This window comes from Hydrococcus rivularis NIES-593 (assembly GCF_001904635.1).
In the GTDB taxonomy this organism is placed as follows: domain Bacteria; phylum Cyanobacteriota; class Cyanobacteriia; order Cyanobacteriales; family Microcystaceae; genus Hydrococcus; species Hydrococcus rivularis.
This window is the reverse complement of the sequence record NZ_MRCB01000012.1, coordinates 50,436-68,515: the sequence shown is the minus strand read 5'-3', so window position 1 is coordinate 68,515 and position 18,080 is coordinate 50,436. Positions and strand designations below refer to the sequence as shown.

Here is an 18,080-nt window from a genome sequence, read left to right as displayed (position 1 = left end):
CATTTGTCTGTGGACGAAAAACTAACACAAAAAATGCACTGGGGAATAAAGTCATGGGGGAATTAAACACAGCCACATTACTCGTTCAATGCCTCGAAAATGAGGGAGTCGAATATATTTTTGGGCTTCCAGGCGAAGAAAACCTACATGTTTTGGAGGCACTGAAACATTCTTCGATTAAATTTATCACAACCCGTCACGAACAAGGGGCAGCCTTCATGGCAGATGTTTACGGACGGTTGACCGGAAAAGCCGGAGTGTGTCTGTCCACCTTAGGTCCCGGTGCGACCAACCTAATGACGGGGGTAGCCGATGCTAACTTGGATCGCGCCCCACTGGTGGCAATTACGGGTCAAGTGGGAACCGATCGCATGCACATCGAATCCCACCAATACTTAGACTTAGTGGCAATGTTTGCCCCCGTCACCAAATGGAACAAGCAAATCGTTCGTCCGGGGATTACGCCAGAAGTCGTTCGCAAAGCCTTCAAGATCGCCCAAAGCGAAAAACCCGGTGCCGTTCACATCGACTTGCCCGAAAACATTGCAGCTATGCCAGTGGAAGGGAAACCCCTCAATCGGAACAGTCAGGAAAAAGTTTATGCTTCCTACCGCAGTCTCAACAATGCGGCAGTGGCGATCGCGAAAGCGAAAAATCCGATTATTATGGTAGGTAACGGCGCAATTCGCGCCAATGCAAGCGAAGCCGTTACCGAATTTGCCACGCAACTCAATATTCCAGTCGTCAACACCTTCATGGGCAAAGGAGTCATTCCTTACACCCATCCGCTTGCCTTGTGGTCATTTGGTCTGCAACAGAGGGATCTGATCAGTTGTGCTTTTGAGGAAAGCGATTTGATAATTGCAGTCGGCTACGATTTGGTCGAATATTCCCCGAAACGCTGGAATCCCCAAGGAACAATCCCCATCATTCACATTGGCATGACGGCGGCAGAAATCGATAGCAGCTACATTCCGTTTGTAGAAGTTGTGGGAGACATTTCCGACTCTCTGATGGAGTTGATGAAGCGGACGGATCGTCAAGGCAAACCCACGCCACACGCTGCCAAATTGCGTTCCGAAATTCGCGCCGAGTACGAAAAGTATGCTAACGATGAAGGCTTCCCCATCAAACCCCAAAAACTAATTTACGACCTCAGACAAGTGATGGGACCCGAAGATATCGTCATCTCAGACGTGGGCGCCCATAAAATGTGGATGGCAAGGCACTACCATTGCGATACCCCTAATACTTGCATTATTTCCAATGGATTTGCAGCGATGGGCATTGCTATTCCCGGTGCGATCGCAGCTAAATTGGTACATCCCAATAAAAAAGTAGTTGCGGTCACCGGAGACGGCGGCTTTATGATGAACAATCAGGAATTAGAAACCGCCTTGCGGGTAGGAACGCCTTTTGTCACTTTGATTTTCAACGACAACGGCTATGGCTTGATCGAGTGGAAACAGATAAACCAGTTTGGCGAAGCTTCCTTTGTCAAGTTTGGCAACCCCGATTTCGTCAAATTTGCCGAAAGTATGGGGTTGAAAGGCTACCGCGTCGAATCGACTCTCGATTTAATTCCAACGCTGAAAACAGCTTTAGAACAGGACGTTCCGACAGTAATCGACTGTCCCGTAGACTACAACGAAAATATCCGTTTCTCTCAAAAAGCTGGCGATTTAGTTTGTCAGATTTGGGAATAAATTCTGCGAGTCGTTAGTGGTTGCTGGTCAGTAGGTGGGTTGAGTAAAGGCTTAGCCCACCTTGGTTCTGTTTATCCCTCAGCCAGAGTTATCTGGCGCGAGAGAAACAAAAATACAATAAGGCGCTCAAGATATAGTATTTGGGGGATAATTGGAATACTGTCACTAAATCCTGAGAGGTTAAGTCAATAGAGCGATCGATAAATTTATCGACCAATCATACGATGATGAACACCGATGCAGACCGTCGAAACTATATTCTTCTAGAACTTCCCTCCAAAGTGGAATATGCCTTACTCGCACTTTTAGAATTGGCAAGTCACCCCGGTAAAACCAATCTTTTGACAATTAGCGAGATCTCGACAAGACAAAATATTCCCGATCGCTATTTAGAGCATATTTTTACCAGCCTGCGACGGGGAGGCTTGGTGCAAAGTCTACGCGGTTCCAGAGGAGGTTATATACTTGCCCGCGAACCTTGGCAAATTACCGTCCTAGAAGTTGTTGCTCTCGTGGAGGGCGATCGCAAACAAAAGGAGTCTGATAACTCGATCGATCGCGCATTGGTTGCTGAAATCTGGCAGAAAGCCAACCATGCCTCTCTAGAGATTTTGAATCGTTACACTCTCCAAGATCTATGCCAGCGACGCGACGCTCTCAAGCAAGAAGGTCTGATGTACTATATTTAAATCAATTCTAAATCATGAATTCATGATTCATAATTCATAATTCTTGAGTCAGATTTCGTCCCAACCACTTACCCCAGAAGACATGACATAACTGGTAACAGTTGCCTCAAAGAAATTTGCTTTAGTATGGGCTTCTTTCTTCGTATCCGAAAAACGCTCTAAATGAGTGTAGGGACTCTTCTTATATTTCTCCTCTGAATAAAGTGCTTCCAAACCAATGGAACGCAGCCTCATATTTGCTAAATACTTTGTATATCGTTCCGTGCTGGCTTCTGTAATCCCCAAAATATCGTTGCCAACGATGTGATTTGTCCAGCGGCATTCGTGTTTGACTGCCTCGTCAAACATTTCATAAATTTGCTCGACAGAATGCGGGAAAATTTGCATTGCTTCTGGGATTAATTTTTGATATAGTCTCACGTGAGACAGTTCGTCGCGGTTAATCATTTTGAAAATATCAGCCGAACCCGGCATTAACATCCGAGAAGCCAGATTATAGAAGAAAATAAATCCATTATAGAAATAAAGTCCTTCGAGCAAATAATCGGCTACTAAAGCGATAAAATAGTTCTCTGAGGTCGGATTGTCTATGTATTTTTGATACAGCTTAGCAATAAATTCGCAGCGATCTTTGAGAACTTTATCAGTCCGCCAGAAATCATACACAGCATTTCTGCGATCGGGCGGAATCACGGTTTCAATGATATACTGATAGCTCTGATTGTGCATTGCCTCTTGAGAAATTTGTTCCGCCATGCACAAGCTAACTTCTGGGGCAGTAATACTGCTTTTTAAGTGAGGAATATTGCAGGTTTGAATGGAATCTAAAAAGGTAAGATAGGACAAAATGCCATCGTAGGCATGACGTTCTTCTGGCGTTAAATTCCAATAATCTGTCACATCTTGAGTGACATCTAGGCGCTGCGGAATCCAAAAGTTCTCTCTCATTTGTTGATACAATCCCAGCGCCCAAGTATAACGAACATCGTTGAGTTGCATCAGGTTTGTTGTGTTGCCAAACCAAATGGAACGGTTTTCGATTGTATCGTCCCCATTGGGATTAAAGATGGGGTTGATTGACATTTTTGAGGTTGAATCAATATACATTTCCTAACCTTAAAAGAGTTTGTTACTAATTGATTTAATCTGGCAAGTATTCAGGGTTGAGAGTTTCTTTTGGAGTCAAAGGAGATTCGACTGAAAAAGTTTCAATTAGTAATCCAGTTTCAATTGCCGCTTTCTGTCTAGCTTTGTTATAACATTCATTAAATCCATTAATTCGCACACGCCGTACAATTATTTTCTGACTCTTTAAAACCATCTTTTTGTACGGTGCGGATATAGTAGATGGCTTTGCACCCTTGTTGCCATGCCATTACTAATGTTTCAAAGATATCTTTAGCTGCGATCGCGCGATTGGGTTCGTCGGGAAAATAAACGCCTTGATTGAGATTGAATAACAATTCCATGGAGATTCCCGTATCGATCCACTGTTGCATCGTTGCGACTGCTTTGACAACAATAGTTTGATCGATGGTTTTATTTTCTGGATAAAACCAGAAGTAATTATTAATAAATGGAGGGGCGACGGGAACGGTTCCTTTTGCCCATTTGTCGTAGAAGAAACGACTGTAGACGGGAAGAATGCTTGCCGTACAACCCTGTACTAAAGATGAAGAAGTATTCGGCGCGATCGCGGTAATATGAGAATTGCGAATGCCATATTTTTGAATATCTTCAGAAAGTTGTACCCATCTTTCTTTATGATTCGCATTTTCTAGGAACCATTCTATGGGTTTCGCCCCAATTAATTTCCCCTGACTCCATTCGCTGCCTTCAAAAGCATCGTATGCGCCTCTTTCTTTAGCTAATTCCATCGAAGTTTGCGTACACCAATAGCCAATTTCTTCAAAGAGATCGCTGATTTCTAGCAAGTTGGCGTAAGAGAGGCGATGCTTTGCCAACCAGTCAGCTAATCCCATACAACCCACGCCGATAGTGCGGTATTTATTATTGTGATTTTTTGCCGCATCGAAGGGAGGATTGGTGATGTCGATAGTATTATCTAACATTCTCACGGCTATATTGCAAACGCGATCGAGTTCGTCGTCTTCGATATTGGCTAGATTAAGACTGACTAAATTGCAACAGTGCGCTTCCGTTCCTGGCGCTACATTGGAGAAGGATTCGGTACATTGTCCCGTTAGAATGCCGTTAAACATTCCCAAATGGCGCTTGGGTTCGGTAAAACAGTAGGTATCGTCTCGACGACAAGTTAGTTCTACATCAACAACTTTAATAAATTGACTGGCTTCTCTTTGAGGTTCTTTTAACGTCCACTGAAGACGATAGGTTTTTAACCCAAGCTGTGCCAATTGAAATAAGCCATTGGAAGAAATTAATAGCCTGTAAGATTCCTTACGGAAGTAATCTTTTTTCCCTCCTTTTCCATCGGGCATTGCCTGAAAACCAGCCTTATGAAACTTAGTAACTTTAGAATCAACGCCAAGGGTTTGAAGTAGTAGTCGAACTTCAAGCAAAAAGTTTTTGTCAATGGAACAGATACTTAGCGATTCATTAGTACCATTTCGCATGACAGTTCCATCAGCATCTAACAATCCGGCTAACCACTCTAAGCGAGATTTAATCGTGTATCCATTTAAAGGAACGGTAAATTTTGGAGAAAGATCTAAGGGAAGTTTGCATACCAAACGATCCTGTTTTACGTCATCATAAATAGCAACAGAATTTCTTTCTTTTGTTCCCCAGCGGCTGCCATGTAATTTATTACGGATGGAGATATGCGAAACAAGGTTTTTCTTTTCACCGTACAAATCTAACTCTGGGTATCCTTGCAGAGAATAACTTCCATCGCCACAAAATAGACCAGCAGTATAAGCATAGGGAAACTCAATATCGTCTTCTGATTCTACTAAAGGCAAACTGTATTTAATTAGTTGGTCTCCAGGTTGTAAATCTTTAGCCTCTACTTTGCGAGGTTTAGAACGATAACTATCTTGAACCCAGAAATGATGGTAATAAGTACACTCTAAAGCTTCTCCATTAGACAGGCGAACCTTTAATAAAGGCTGGTTCGTTCCAGTTTTTTTAACTTCAACTTCAGACCATTCAAAACCGTTCCAAACATTAACTTTTTGTCCGGCTAAATCGGCAATAGGAAATTGACCTTTGTCGGTAAGAATTCTCGTTTCTGGGGCAACACACAAATTTACTCCCGGAATATAGCCTTTATGCTTGTTCGGATTTGCCCGATTGATGGTATCTTTGAAAGCTAGGTAGGGCATTCCCGTTTCTACCTGCGATCGCATAATCGTTTTAAATAATTCGCGGGCATTGACTCGCTTGTAGAGTGCAATTTCTTTATCTAATTTTGCTTCGATGAGTCGATAGGCACGCTCAAATTCTTCTCCCCACAATTCGGCAAGTTCTATGCCTAACTTGGTACGAATTTCATAAGGATCGACTAGCGTCCATTCTTCTTTATTGACTACCCGACGCATGAACTCATCGGGAAGGACTAATTGCGGGAAAATATCGTAAGCTTTGCGACGCTGATCCCCGTTTTCGGTTTGCATCTCTAAAAATTCGGGGACATCGAGGTGCCATACGTCTATACTAACCGTAACCGCACCCGCCCGACGACCGCCTTGATTGACTGCGATCGCGGTATCATTGAGTAACTTAATCCAGGGAATTACGCCGCCAGAGGCATTTGCCTTGCCCATCACCCAGCTTCCGGTAGCGCGAATGCGGCTGACGTTAACGCCCACACCACCGCCGTTTTTCGAGATTCTGGCAGTGTTGGTAATCTCGGCAAAAATACTCTCTAAATTGTCGTCAATAGAGAGAATAAAACAACTGGTCAAAGAACCGCCAGGAACCCTCAAATTTGCCAGAATAGGGGTAGCAAGGGAAATTTTCCGAGACGCGATCGCTTCGTAAAATTTTCTCGCCCAAATGAGGCGATTTTCTGGCGCTTCAACGGTAGCCAACAGCAGGGCACAAGTCAGCAGGGCTTCTTGGGGTAACTCGTCTGGTAAGAGATAGCGACTGGTCAGCAAAACTGCACCGGCATAATCATAATCGGTATCCCAATCGGTATTAATCCAGCTTCCAGCTTTCTGTAATTCCTGTGACGAATAGGTCAAGATTCTCTCGTCGTACTTTTTTGCCGCAACCATCGTCCGAACGGTCTGTTCGTAATCGCCGTATTGATAGCCGCGACTGACTTGGGTATCTTTCCACAAACTCCAGATATGAAGTCTTCCCGCCACGTAGCGCCAGTCTGGTTCTTCGGGGCTGCACATTTCCAAGGCGCAGTTAATCAGATTGTCCTGAATCTCTCTCGTCGTAATGCCGTTGCGCAAGCGAGTTTTTAATCCAGCTTCCAGGGCAATGGGATTGACCTCAACTCCAGCACAAGCCCAATCGACCACGGCACGAATTTTGGCAATATTTAGGGGAGTTCTCGAACCATCTCGTCTGATGACCTGTATGTCGTTAGCATGTGGCGAGTGCCCGTTACCGACAGCACAAGAAGCGAACTGATTGCGTCGGTCGGTGGTATTGGAAATTGTAGTCGATAAGGACTGTTGCATAAGTCTAGGTAATTCTACAAATAACTCGACGATTGAGATACGCAAACGCTAAACTAATACGCCTCTTAGTATCTTAGTATTAAACCACAGATATGGTGGTCTTCTAGATGGGAAACTCCATATATGGATTCATATCATAAATGATAATTCGGGATCGCGAGTAGTCAAGTCGGTGAAATTTAAAGATATAAAAATCTAAATTGTATATTTTTTAAATTTAAAGCAAGGATTTTTCTGGTTTTTCACCCATTATGCGCTAGTAAATTAAAAAGGTGACTAGATCGGCGATCGGTTTCTTTGACCCTGTGGGTACAAGGATCTGCATCGATTGTGGAGAAATTAACCATTAACTGTTAGCAGTTAACTGACTACTAAATACTGAATCCGGTCTCTATGGACTTCCATGAATCATGTCTATTCGCATCCTACTGCAAACGACTCTACTGCCGAGTGAAGAAGACGATTGGACGATCGCGCGCTTTGGGGTGCTGCACGACTATCTAGCTTCTCTAACGGACGAGCGGGGAAACTCGCTGTGTCAAGTGACGGCACGCGATCGCCAGCCCGATGCCCAAGGAAACGATCGCGTGCTGAGCAATCTCGATCGCCAAGATTTTGACGAACTCTGGTTATTTGCCCTAGACGTAGGGGGCGGTCTGAGCGATCGAGACCTAACCGGAATCGCCCGCTTTCATCATTTCGTAGACTACAATTGGGATATCAGCAAAGGCTGTCCTAGCTTTGTAGACGAGCCTCCTGGCGAGGGAATGCAAAAAGAACCGCAGGCTTTGGCAGATATTCAGTGCTATGTCAAAAACTTAGCCCTCTGGCTGACACCAACCAATGACCATTGATTGATTTTGGATTTTGGATTGGGGATTGGTGAGAGTTAATAGTTAGTAGTTAGTAGTGAGTTGTTTCTAATTGTGACTTCTAACTTCTAACTTCTGAGTTCCGAGTTCCGACTTCTGCCCTTCTAGAAAATCGAACATGTCTACCTATTCCACTCCTTTGCTAGGTTTGACGGCTATTCTGGTTGGTCTGGCAAGTGCCTGTACCTTTCTGTCGCCAAGCGAAACCGGACAGATTAACAGCCAGCTTATTCAAGTCAATTCTGTAGAGCTAGTCCAACGGGGAATCGAAAAAACCCAAGGCGGCGACTACAAAGGAGCAAGCGAAGACTTTACTAAAGCCCTGAAAATTAATAGTAATGATGCAGACGCTTATTTCAACCGAGGTTTTGCCTACAGTCAATTGGGAGAAACCGAGAAAGCGATCGCCGATTTTACTAAAGCCTTGCAACTCGATCCCAACTTTATCGAGGCTTACGTTAACCGAGCTAATATCTATTTACAATCGGGAGATTATAAAAACGCGATCGCCGATGCTCGGGCAGCACTTAAACTGAATCCCAACGAACCCTTTGCCCATAATACTTTGGGTCTCGTCTATTTGAATACAGGAGACAACAAAGGCGCTGACTTTGAACTTTCTCAAGTGATTGCTAGCAATCCGGAATATGCGGAAGCTTATTACAATCGCGCTCTCGCTCGTTGGGATTTAGGCAATCGAGAAGGTGCTATCCTCGATTTGAAGCAAGCCGCCGAGATTTTCAAGCAACAGGGAAATACAGAAGCCTATCAAGCCGTGCAAAATCGGCTCGCCTCGCTGAAGAAAAAAGATGCAAAAACTCGATGAGTTTATGGGGAAGTAGACAGGAAAATCCCAATTCCATTATGGACGCGAGCGGCGGTAACGGGAGAGCGATCGATCAGTTGACCGCCAAGCGATAGAGAGGTCGAACTTCCTCCATCGAGATTGAGGGCATCGACTGCCCCTAACTTTTGCATAATCTGAGCCAGTTCGCCAAGGGTTGCCCCTCGTCCGCCTACGCGGTTGTGAACTGTAGCAATAATTAACGTACCCCGATCGCTCGTCGCGATCGCGCTGCGAGACGCCATTTGTTTTTGGAAACTCGTGCTGAATCGTTCCGAGGCGGCGTTGAGGACGATGCGACCGTTTTGGACTAAAAGAGGGCCCGCCCCTAAAACGTGAGGGTAACTAGCAAAGTCGGCTGGAAATGTGCTGCTCTCCAGCGTCACTTGCGTGCCGACGAGCAAGGCGGCGGCAGGTACGCCATTTTTGCGAATTGCCAATAAATAGCCATCCGTGGGGATGGCAAATGCATCTTTTCCAGCCAATCCTGCCTGTAGCTGTTGGGTAACGCGGTTATTTTGTACGACAACGATTGTCTCGTTATCTGTCAGAGTTTTGTAATTCGCTCCCCACTCAGGCGTATAGCGAGCCATTCCCGCGTCTACGTAGCCGCTATTGAGGAAGAGAATCGGCAGACGCTCTCCCGTCGATGTTGCTAGCGTTTCTCGAAATGCGAGGCGACCGATTTTAACCTGTCCTTTGTCATTCCATGCGATCGCGCCTCGGTTGAGAATGGGACTCGATAGCCAACGGTTATCCTGACGAATTGCCCCCAGCGGCAGCTTGCTATCGCGGTTGAAGAAGCCGCCGTTAATTGCCGCCGTTGCCTGCCAAGAACGAGCAGTCATTACTAGGGGAGCAATGCCTTCTAAGGTATTGGGATTGCTGGTGATGGGTTTGAGGGAGATTCCCGGCGCGCGCGGGTCGATCTCCAACCAATTCACTGGAAAATAGCTGCGATCGAGCCTGACAAACCGCTGTCGCCAAATCACTCCCGGTGCCCAGACAATATCTCGCTGCTTCATGACATCGGGACGAATATCGACGACTAATCGGTTGGGATTGGCTAGGCTAAATACTTGCACCCCATGAGCCGTTGGCAAGTCGATCAGTAACTTAGTAATTTTGCCATCGCTTTGCAAGGAAAACAACTGCTCGTCAAGCTTAGTGGGCGCAGGCGAGGGAGCCCCGCTGCCCATATCGTCCTCATCGGTTGCCTGAATGGCATTGTCAGCTGTAGGCGATGGTTGAAATTGGGCTAATAGTTCGGGAGTTGCCAGGCCTTCAACGATCACGGCTCCTTGCTTGGGGGCTTGACTGACTTGCCAGAAAACCGGACGATCCAAATCGATAACCAGGCGCTTGCCCCAAGTTTGATTGCCTTGACGAATGTTGAGGATCTGCGGTTGGGGAAAGTCGATGTTGAGAATGTTGCCTGCTACTTGCAATTGACCGCCTGCTCGATTGACTAGCTCGGTAATATCGATATAGCGGTACGGGCTAATCAATTTTGCTCCAAGAGAAATCGGTCGATTGGGATCGGCTGGAAACCAAAGTACGGGCTGTACGTCCGATCTATTGGTACTGAGGAGTTCTACTCCCAAGGCTTGCATGGCTCCGGTGTCGGTAATGCCCGTGCGAACCGAACCATTTTCGTTCCATTGCGTCCAAGCGATCGGAAACCGGCGTCCGTTGAGAGAGATTTCCCGACTTGGTTGGAAGTCGGGAGAGGGAGTTTGAGCGATTAAAGAATTCTGAATTCTGAATTTTGAATGCTCGATTGCGGTAAGTTCTGCGTTCGCAGCAGTACTGGTTTGAGGGATGGTAGCAGACACTCGAACAGCTTCTAACTTCTGTACGGGCGTTTCGCGAATTGGCGGGGCGGTGTAGCGATCCTGGTTCTCTGCCTTGAAATCCTCCTGACTTCTAGGCGAGCGGATTTCCAAACTCTCTCCTACATCTAACTTCTGAGGGCGATCGCGTTCTGTTTCAGCCGACGAACCAACTGAGAAGGAGTAGACAACTAGCGTCGCGAGTAGAGAAAAAGAAAACAAGCCTACTGATTTCCAAATTGAGTCAGTCACAGATACGCCCTCAAGTTACTTTATTAAGAATTTAATTTTTATTCCGATCGCGCTGCGATCGCACAAAAATGATTGTAATACATCATGGATTGATGACTTTTTCGTTTCGATCTCTCTGACTCGAACGGGCGATCGCGATTGCTATTGCTGGCTTGATGGTAGTAGCAAGCCTAAGCCAATTAAAATAACACCAACTCGAACTGGAGATTGTTAAAATTCAATATTTCTTATAATATTGATTATTGCTAAGCGGAGAAAATTCACCTATCCGCCAAGATTTACCAGATATCTTGGAGAACGCCAGTTGCTTCACTTCGATAAAGCCAAAAGGTCATTCTTTAAAACTCAGCAGTTGCTAACGATTGTTGAGCGATACCGTCGCGGCTAAGTTGGGCAAATAGACGGGGCAATCCAATTCGCAATCGATCGTACAGTGAATGGCGAATTGTTTGGGTTAAGGGCAAATGCACTTAGGACGTTCTGCGCGAAAATGCGGACAGGATATCCTAATATTTAGACTAAATAAACTTAGACTAAATAAACAAATTTAATCAAGCTTAATTTTGTTTCCCTCATAATCGGATCCAAATCTCGTATTTGTCAACCGGAATTTGGCGGCAGCAGCCATTTTAAAGCTAACCAATAATATCAATACCTTTACCTTAAACCAGCATAGATCGTAGAAAGAGAATGAATAGAGAGAATCGCAGTCAATCAACCAACCAACCCGAACGGGAAATGCCTTATCTCGGTCCCAGATGGCTAACGGAGGAACGGGATGCTTGCGGAGTTGGCTTTATCGCCGACGTTAAAGGTCGAGGGAGTTACGCACTCATCGAACAAGCCCTATCGGCGTTAGGCTGTATGGAGCATCGGGGAGCGTGCAGTGCAGATAACGATTCGGGCGATGGTTCGGGCGTAATGACTGCCCTGCCGCTGCGACTATTTGAGGGCTGGTTTAGAGCCAATAATCTTTCCATGCCGCCAGCAGAACGTCTGGGCGTGGGGATGGTGTTTTTGCCTCAAGAACCCTCCAGACGAGCGGAGGCGATGGCTGATGTAGAAGAGGCAGTCAAAGCCGAAAAATTAACCGTACTGGGATGGCGAGAAGTTCCCGTGCGTCCGGAAGTGCTGGGAGTGCAAGCGCGGGAAAATCAGCCTTACATCGCGCAAATTATGGTGAAATCTCCCGATAACTTGGCTGGAGATGCATTAGATAAGGTTCTCTACATAGCGCGATCGCGAGTTGGAAAAAAATTAGCCGACGATTTTTATGTTTGCTCGTTTTCCTGCCGCACGATCGTCTACAAAGGCATGGTGAGAGCAGCAGTCCTGGGAGAGTTTTATCTCGACCTCAAAGATCCTAACTATCAAAGTCAGTTTGCCGTCTACCACCGCCGCTTCAGCACCAACACCATGCCTAAATGGCCCCTCGCTCAGCCAATGCGGTTATTGGGTCATAACGGCGAGATCAACACTCTGCTAGGCAATATCAACTGGATGGCGGCACGGGAAATGAATCTAGAAGTGCCGGGATGGACGGCAGAGCAACTCGACGCGCTCACGCCCATCGTTAATATCGATAACAGCGACTCCTACAACCTGGATAGCTCGATGGAGCTGTTAGTGCGTACCGGACGCAGCCCCCTAGAAGCAGCGACGATCCTGGTGCCGGAAGCGTACCAAAACCAGCCCGATTTAAAGAACTACCCAGAAATCGTCGAGTTCTATCGCTACTACAGCGGACTGCAAGAACCCTGGGACGGACCCGCTTTGCTCGTCTTTAGCGATGGTAAGACCGTTGGTGCCTGCTTGGATCGCAACGGTTTGCGCCCCGCTCGTTACAGCATCACCAAAGATGGCTACGTCGTCGTCGCCTCCGAAGCGGGAGTCGTTTCCCTTCCAGAGGCGGAGATCGTCGAGAAAGGGCGCTTGGGTCCCGGAGAAGCGATCGCAGTGAATCTAGAAACCCAAGAAATTCTGAAAAATTGGGAGATCAAGCAGCGCATTGCCAAACAGCATCCCTACGGCGAGTGGGTAAATGCTTTTCGCCAAGAAGTCGGAGTGCAATCCTTCTGTGAAAAGCTCCAGATAGAAGACGACGCAGCTTTACTGCGCTATCAGACGGCTTTTGGCTATACGGCAGAAGATGTCGAGATGATTATCGAGCCGATGGCAAGTCAAGGCAAAGAACCTACCTTCTGTATGGGAGACGATACCCCCTTGGCAGTGCTATCGAGTAAACCCCGCTTACTCTACGACTATTTCAAACAGCGCTTTGCTCAAGTCACCAATCCGCCTATCGATCCCCTGCGGGAAAGCTTAGTCATGTCGTTGGAGGTGCTGTTGGGCAAACGGGGCAATCTACTCGCTCCCAGTCCAGAAGCCGCTCGTCTCCTGAAACTGGAAACCCCCATTCTCAACGAAACCGAGTTTGCAGCTATTAAAGCCTCCGAGTTTGCTACGGTAGAACTATCGACTTTATTTGAAATCGCCAACGGACCAAGGGGGTTAGAAATCGCTTTGCGGCGGCTGTGCGACGAAGCTGCCCAAGCCGTTCGTTCGGGAGCAGAAATTCTAATCCTGAGCGATCGCGCTAACGGACGTACCATTGATGAAACTCAGAGCTACATTCCTCCCCTGCTAGCAGTGGGGGCAGTACACCATCATCTGATTCGGGAAGGGCTGCGCTTGAGCGCCTCATTAATTGTAGATACCGCCCAGTGTTGGAGTACCCACCACTTTGCTTGTTTAATCGGCTACGGCGCGTCGGCAGTCTGCCCCTACCTGGCCCTAGAATCTGTGCGCCATTGGTGGAACGACTCAAAAACGCAAAAGATGATGGCCAATGGCAAGCTAGAAGCTATTACTCTAGAAACAGCTCTCAAACGCTATCGCAAGGCGGTAGAAGCTGGCTTGTTGAAGATTCTCTCCAAAATGGGAATTTCGCTTCTCTCGTCCTACCATGGAGCGCAAATCTTTGAAGCGATCGGTTTGGGAGGCAAATTAATCGATCTGGCGTTTAGGGGAACTACCAGTCGAGTTGGCGGCTTGAGCGTAGAAGAATTGGCGCAAGAAGTCATTTCCTTCCACAGACAAGCCTTCCCCAACCTAACGCTTAAGAAATTAGAAAATTACGGTTTTGTCAACTACCGTCCCGGCGGAGAATATCATATGAACTCCCCAGAGATGGCAAAGGCGCTGCATAAGGCAGTTGCAGCCTACAAAGGTGAAAACAACGGCTCTTCTGATAACAAGGAAGCTTACGACCACTACGAAGTCTACCAAAAATACCTGGCAGACCGTCCGGTGACGGCGCTGCGAGATTTATTGGATTTCCAACCCGATCGCGCTTCTATTCCCATCGAAGAAGTCGAATCCATCGAATCGATTGTCAAGCGCTTCTGCACGGGCGGCATGTCATTAGGGGCACTGTCGCGAGAAGCACACGAAATCCTAGCGATCGCGATGAACCGTCTCGGCGGCAAATCCAATTCGGGAGAAGGCGGCGAAGATCCCATCCGCTTCAAGATTCTCGACGATGTAGACGAAAACGGCAACTCTCCTACCTTGCCTCACCTGAAGGGACTGCGCAACGGCGATACGGCAAGTTCTGCCATCAAACAGATCGCCTCTGGACGCTTTGGAGTTACCCCCGAATATTTAATGAGCGCTAAGCAACTAGAAATTAAGATTGCCCAAGGCGCGAAGCCAGGAGAAGGCGGTCAGTTACCCGGCAAGAAAGTCAGCCCCTACATCGCCATGTTGCGGCGTTCTAAACCCGGAGTTGACTTGATTTCTCCGCCGCCCCACCACGATATCTATTCAATTGAGGACTTGGCGCAGCTAATCTTCGACCTACATCAGATCAACCCGAAAGCGCAAGTATCGGTCAAGCTGGTTGCTGAAATCGGCATCGGTACGGTAGCGGCTGGCGTTGCTAAGGCAAATGCAGACATCATTCAAATTTCCGGTCACGACGGCGGTACGGGAGCATCTCCCCTCAGTTCGATCAAGCATGCTGGCGGTCCCTGGGAATTGGGCGTGACGGAAGTTCATCGCGTGCTGCTTGAAAATCAATTGCGCGATCGCGTGATTCTGCGAGCAGATGGCGGGTTGAAAACGGGTTGGGATGTCGTTATGGCAGCTTTAATGGGTGCAGAAGAATTCGGCTTCGGCTCGATTTCCATGATTGCCGAAGGCTGCATTATGGCGCGGATCTGTCATACCAATAACTGTCCGGTAGGAGTCGCTACTCAACAGGAACGCTTGAGAGCGAGGTTTACTGGCATACCAGAACATGTGGTCAATTTCTTTTACTTCATCGCCCAAGAGGTGCGATCGCTGCTGGCGCGGTTAGGCTATCGTCGTCTGGACGAAATTATCGGTCGCACCGACTTATTGAAAATGAGAGAAGGAGCCAAATTAACTAAAACCCAGGCACTCAATCTCGATTGTTTGCTCAATCTGCCCAACGTTCGAGAAAACCGCAGTTGGTTAAACCACGAAGAAGTCCATAGTAACGGCCACGTTCTCGACGATCGCTTGCTGGCAGATCCTGAAATAGCCGCAGCCATCCAAAACCAAGGCGTTATCACCAAGGAAATCGCGATCGTCAACACCGATCGCACGGTTGGGGCAAGAATTGCCGGCGCGATCGCTCAACAATATGGAAACAACGGCTTTGAAGGAGAAATTACCTTGAAATTCAAGGGTTCTGCCGGTCAAAGTTTTGGCGCTTTTAACCTACCCGGCATAAAGCTATTGCTAGAAGGAGAGGCAAACGATTATGTCGGTAAAGGCATGCACGGCGGCGAAATCGCGATCGTGCCTCCCAAGGAAGCTACCTACGATCCCTCAGAAAACGCGATCGTCGGCAATACCTGTCTCTACGGGGCAACAGGCGGCTTACTGTATGCCAACGGTCGCGCGGGCGAACGATTTGCCGTCCGTAATTCCCTCGCTAAAGCCGTTATCGAAGGGGCGGGCGACCACTGTTGCGAATACATGACGGGTGGCGTAGTGGTCGTCCTCGGTTCTGTCGGGCGCAACGTCGGGGCTGGTATGACGGGAGGCTTAGCATACTTCCTCGATGAGGATGGGTCTTTCCCGGAAAAAGTCAATAAAGACATTGTTAAAATTCAACGGATCTGTACGCCGGCTGGTGAAGAATTGTTGAAAGGGCTAATCGAGGCACACGTCGAAAAGACAGGCAGCCCTAAAGGTAAAGCCATCCTCAACAACTGGAAGTCCTATCTTGACAAATTCTGGCAAGTCGTTCCGCCATCGGAGGCAAACGCGCCAGAAACCAATCCTGAGGCAGTAGAAGAAAAAGAAAAAACCCTGACTCCGGTTCAGTAAAATGCAGCAAAGGCAGGAGATTTTTCTCCTGTCTTTTAGTTTTGTGCGATCGCGTTGTTTAAAAGTCGATGTTCATAAGTCGATCTACACCAAACACCTGTAACTATTAACCACTAATTCTCCGGTTGCAATCCCGAACCTACAGGTGCGATCGCATTTAATTGCAATTCTGGGTGGTCTTCTTTAACTTGCTGCAAATTCCACTCATTCTTAAACAGCAACACGGGACGACCCCAATTATCTTTGACAGTAAGCGTATTGAATATTCTCCCTGCCTTTTCGATCGCGTCCCAACCACCTGCTACCCAACGGGCTAGGTTATAGGGTAAGGGTTCTATTGTAGTTTCTACGCCGTACTCGTTTTGCATGCGAAACTGGACGACTTCAAACTGTAACTGTCCTACCGCAGCTAAAATCGGATCGCGCTTGAAATCATCCATCGAATACATAATCTGAACTGCACCTTCTTCGCGCAACTCCTGAATGCCTTTTTGGAATTGCTTAAATTTAGACGGATTGGGATTTTTCAGGTAGGCAAACAGTTCGGGAGAGAAGCAGGGGATGCCTTCGTATTCCAACTTTTTGCCATTATATATCGTGTCGCCGATCGCGAATACGCCTGGGTTATTCAATCCGATTACGTCTCCTGGATAGGCAGTTTCAATCGACTCCCGATCCTGGGCAAAGAGTTTTTGAGGACGAGAGAGGCGTATTGTTTTACCCGTGCGTGCGTGGTTTACCGTCATGTCTTTTTCAAACTTTCCGGTGCAAACGCGAATGAAGGCAACTCTGTCCCGATGTTTGGGATCCATATTTGCTTGCAGCTTGAAGACGAATCCCGTGAACTCTGGATAAATCGGATCGAGAACGCCAAGGGAAGAATTGCGCCCGCCTGGTTTTAGGGCATACTCTAGAAAGGCTTCCAGAAATAGCCGAACTCCAAAATTAGTCATGGCACTGCCAAAGAAAACCGGGGTCATTTGTCCGGCATGAACGGCTTCTAAATCTAACTCTCCGCCCAGTTCGCCAAGAAGTTCTAAATCTTCTTTGAGCTGGTAATAGAGGTCTCGATCGAGATATTCTTCAATTTTGGGGTCGCCGAGGCTTATCACCCTTTCTTCGGCTTGCTGGCTGCCGTGGGCGCGACGTTCAAATAGGTGTATAGCTTGTTGGCGACGATCGAATATGCCTTTAAAGCGATCGCCCATCCCAATGGGCCAATTGACCGCATAGGTTTGTAACCCTAATTCTTGCTCGATTTCATCGATCGATTCTAACGGTTCGCGTCCGGGGCGATCGAGTTTATTGATAAAGGTAAAAATGGGCAGCGATCGCATTTTACAAACTTCAAACAGTTTTCGCGTCTGCGGTTCCAAACCTTTTGCCGCGTCGATTAACATCACTGCATTATCTGCTGCCGCCAGAGTCCGATAGGTATCTTCGCTAAAGTCTTGGTGTCCTGGCGTATCTAACAGGTTAATCTGATAATTGTTGTAATCGAATTGCAACACCGTCGAAGTGATAGAGATTCCCCGCTGCTGTTCCATCGCCATCCAGTCAGACGTTGCTTTGCGTTGTGTGCGTCTTGCTTTTACTGCACCCGCTTGGTGAATGGCACCCCCATAGAGAAGAAGCTTTTCTGTCAGGGTTGTTTTCCCTGCGTCTGGGTGAGAAATAATGGCAAAATTTCTTCTTCGTTCTACTGCTTGTTTTAATTCGGTTTGAATATCTGTCGTCATTAGTCAACTATTCTAAAGTTTGGGTTGGTTTAGATAAATATATTCGCGCAGCTAACACTCGTTCGACTATTAGTGTCGGTTCTGGAAACGTCCGCGAGATAATTTTTTCGTCTCCTCGATCGCAAGTCAATCGTCATAAGTATTGTTTTGGCGAAACAAGAACGAT

General features: G+C 47.1%; 11 protein-coding genes and 1 pseudogene. 5 read left to right on the top strand and 7 right to left on the bottom strand.

Features of this window, described 5'->3' with window-relative positions; translation table 11 throughout:
- Positions 1-53: 53 nt before the first annotated feature.
- Both NIES593_RS11740 and NIES593_RS11735 read left to right on the top strand, forming a co-directional pair.
- A complete protein-coding gene (locus NIES593_RS11740; RefSeq protein WP_073599751.1) occupies positions 54-1,706 on the top strand; it encodes an acetolactate synthase large subunit in 1,653 nt (550 codons plus the stop codon).
- Between the two features lie 224 nt (positions 1,707-1,930).
- A complete protein-coding gene (locus NIES593_RS11735; protein WP_073599750.1) occupies positions 1,931-2,395 on the top strand; it encodes an RrF2 family transcriptional regulator in 465 nt (154 codons plus the stop codon).
- Positions 2,396-2,443: 48 nt separating this feature from the next.
- On the opposite strand, the gene NIES593_RS11730 is transcribed toward NIES593_RS11735, so the two are convergent.
- The 4 genes and pseudogenes from NIES593_RS11730 to NIES593_RS25560 form a co-directional block, all read right to left on the bottom strand.
- Positions 2,444-3,478: a ribonucleotide-diphosphate reductase subunit beta gene (locus NIES593_RS11730; RefSeq protein WP_139253684.1), complete on the bottom strand. Its 1,035-nt coding sequence runs from the start codon at positions 3,476-3,478 to the stop codon at positions 2,444-2,446.
- A gap of 58 nt (positions 3,479-3,536) precedes the next feature.
- Entirely contained in the window at positions 3,537-3,716 is a 180-nt protein-coding gene (locus NIES593_RS25565; protein WP_139253683.1) for a DUF29 family protein, read from the bottom strand.
- The gene (locus NIES593_RS11725; RefSeq protein ID WP_342747353.1) at positions 3,670-6,282 is read right to left on the bottom strand and encodes an LAGLIDADG family homing endonuclease; all 2,613 of its coding nucleotides are present in this window, start codon (positions 6,280-6,282) and stop codon (positions 3,670-3,672) included. The genes NIES593_RS25565 and NIES593_RS11725 overlap by 47 nt, the downstream gene beginning before the upstream one ends.
- Before the next feature lie 18 nt (positions 6,283-6,300).
- Positions 6,301-7,014: pseudogene (locus NIES593_RS25560) on the bottom strand (ATP cone domain-containing protein); the annotation flags it as partial.
- Between the two features lie 410 nt (positions 7,015-7,424).
- On the opposite strand from NIES593_RS25560, the gene NIES593_RS11720 reads away from it, so the two are divergent.
- Positions 7,425-7,868 (top strand): hypothetical protein, encoded by a 444-nt coding sequence (locus tag NIES593_RS11720; protein WP_073599747.1) that lies wholly within the window; start codon positions 7,425-7,427, stop codon positions 7,866-7,868.
- A 136-nt stretch (positions 7,869-8,004) separates the two neighbouring features.
- Positions 8,005-8,712: a tetratricopeptide repeat protein gene (locus NIES593_RS11715; RefSeq protein ID WP_073599746.1), complete on the top strand. Its 708-nt coding sequence runs from the start codon at positions 8,005-8,007 to the stop codon at positions 8,710-8,712.
- A 2-nt stretch (positions 8,713-8,714) separates the two neighbouring features.
- On the opposite strand, the gene NIES593_RS11710 is transcribed toward NIES593_RS11715, so the two are convergent.
- Together NIES593_RS11710 and NIES593_RS25195 are read right to left on the bottom strand one after the other, a co-directional pair.
- Complete coding sequence (locus tag NIES593_RS11710; protein WP_073599745.1) at positions 8,715-10,814, bottom strand: phosphodiester glycosidase family protein; 2,100 nt, start codon at positions 10,812-10,814, stop codon at positions 8,715-8,717.
- Positions 10,815-11,152: 338 nt separating this feature from the next.
- Positions 11,153-11,284, bottom strand: coding sequence for a hypothetical protein (locus NIES593_RS25195; RefSeq protein WP_281250731.1), 132 nt, complete (start codon positions 11,282-11,284; stop codon positions 11,153-11,155).
- Positions 11,285-11,504: 220 nt separating this feature from the next.
- Here NIES593_RS25195 and gltB point away from each other — a divergent pair, with 220 nt between their 5' ends.
- Entirely contained in the window at positions 11,505-16,175 is a 4,671-nt protein-coding gene (gene gltB / locus NIES593_RS11705) for a glutamate synthase large subunit (RefSeq protein WP_073599744.1), read from the top strand.
- A gap of 113 nt (positions 16,176-16,288) precedes the next feature.
- Here gltB and NIES593_RS11700 read toward each other — a convergent pair whose 3' ends face one another.
- Positions 16,289-17,914: a peptide chain release factor 3 gene (locus tag NIES593_RS11700; RefSeq protein ID WP_073599743.1), complete on the bottom strand. Its 1,626-nt coding sequence runs from the start codon at positions 17,912-17,914 to the stop codon at positions 16,289-16,291.
- Positions 17,915-18,080 lie beyond the last annotated feature (166 nt).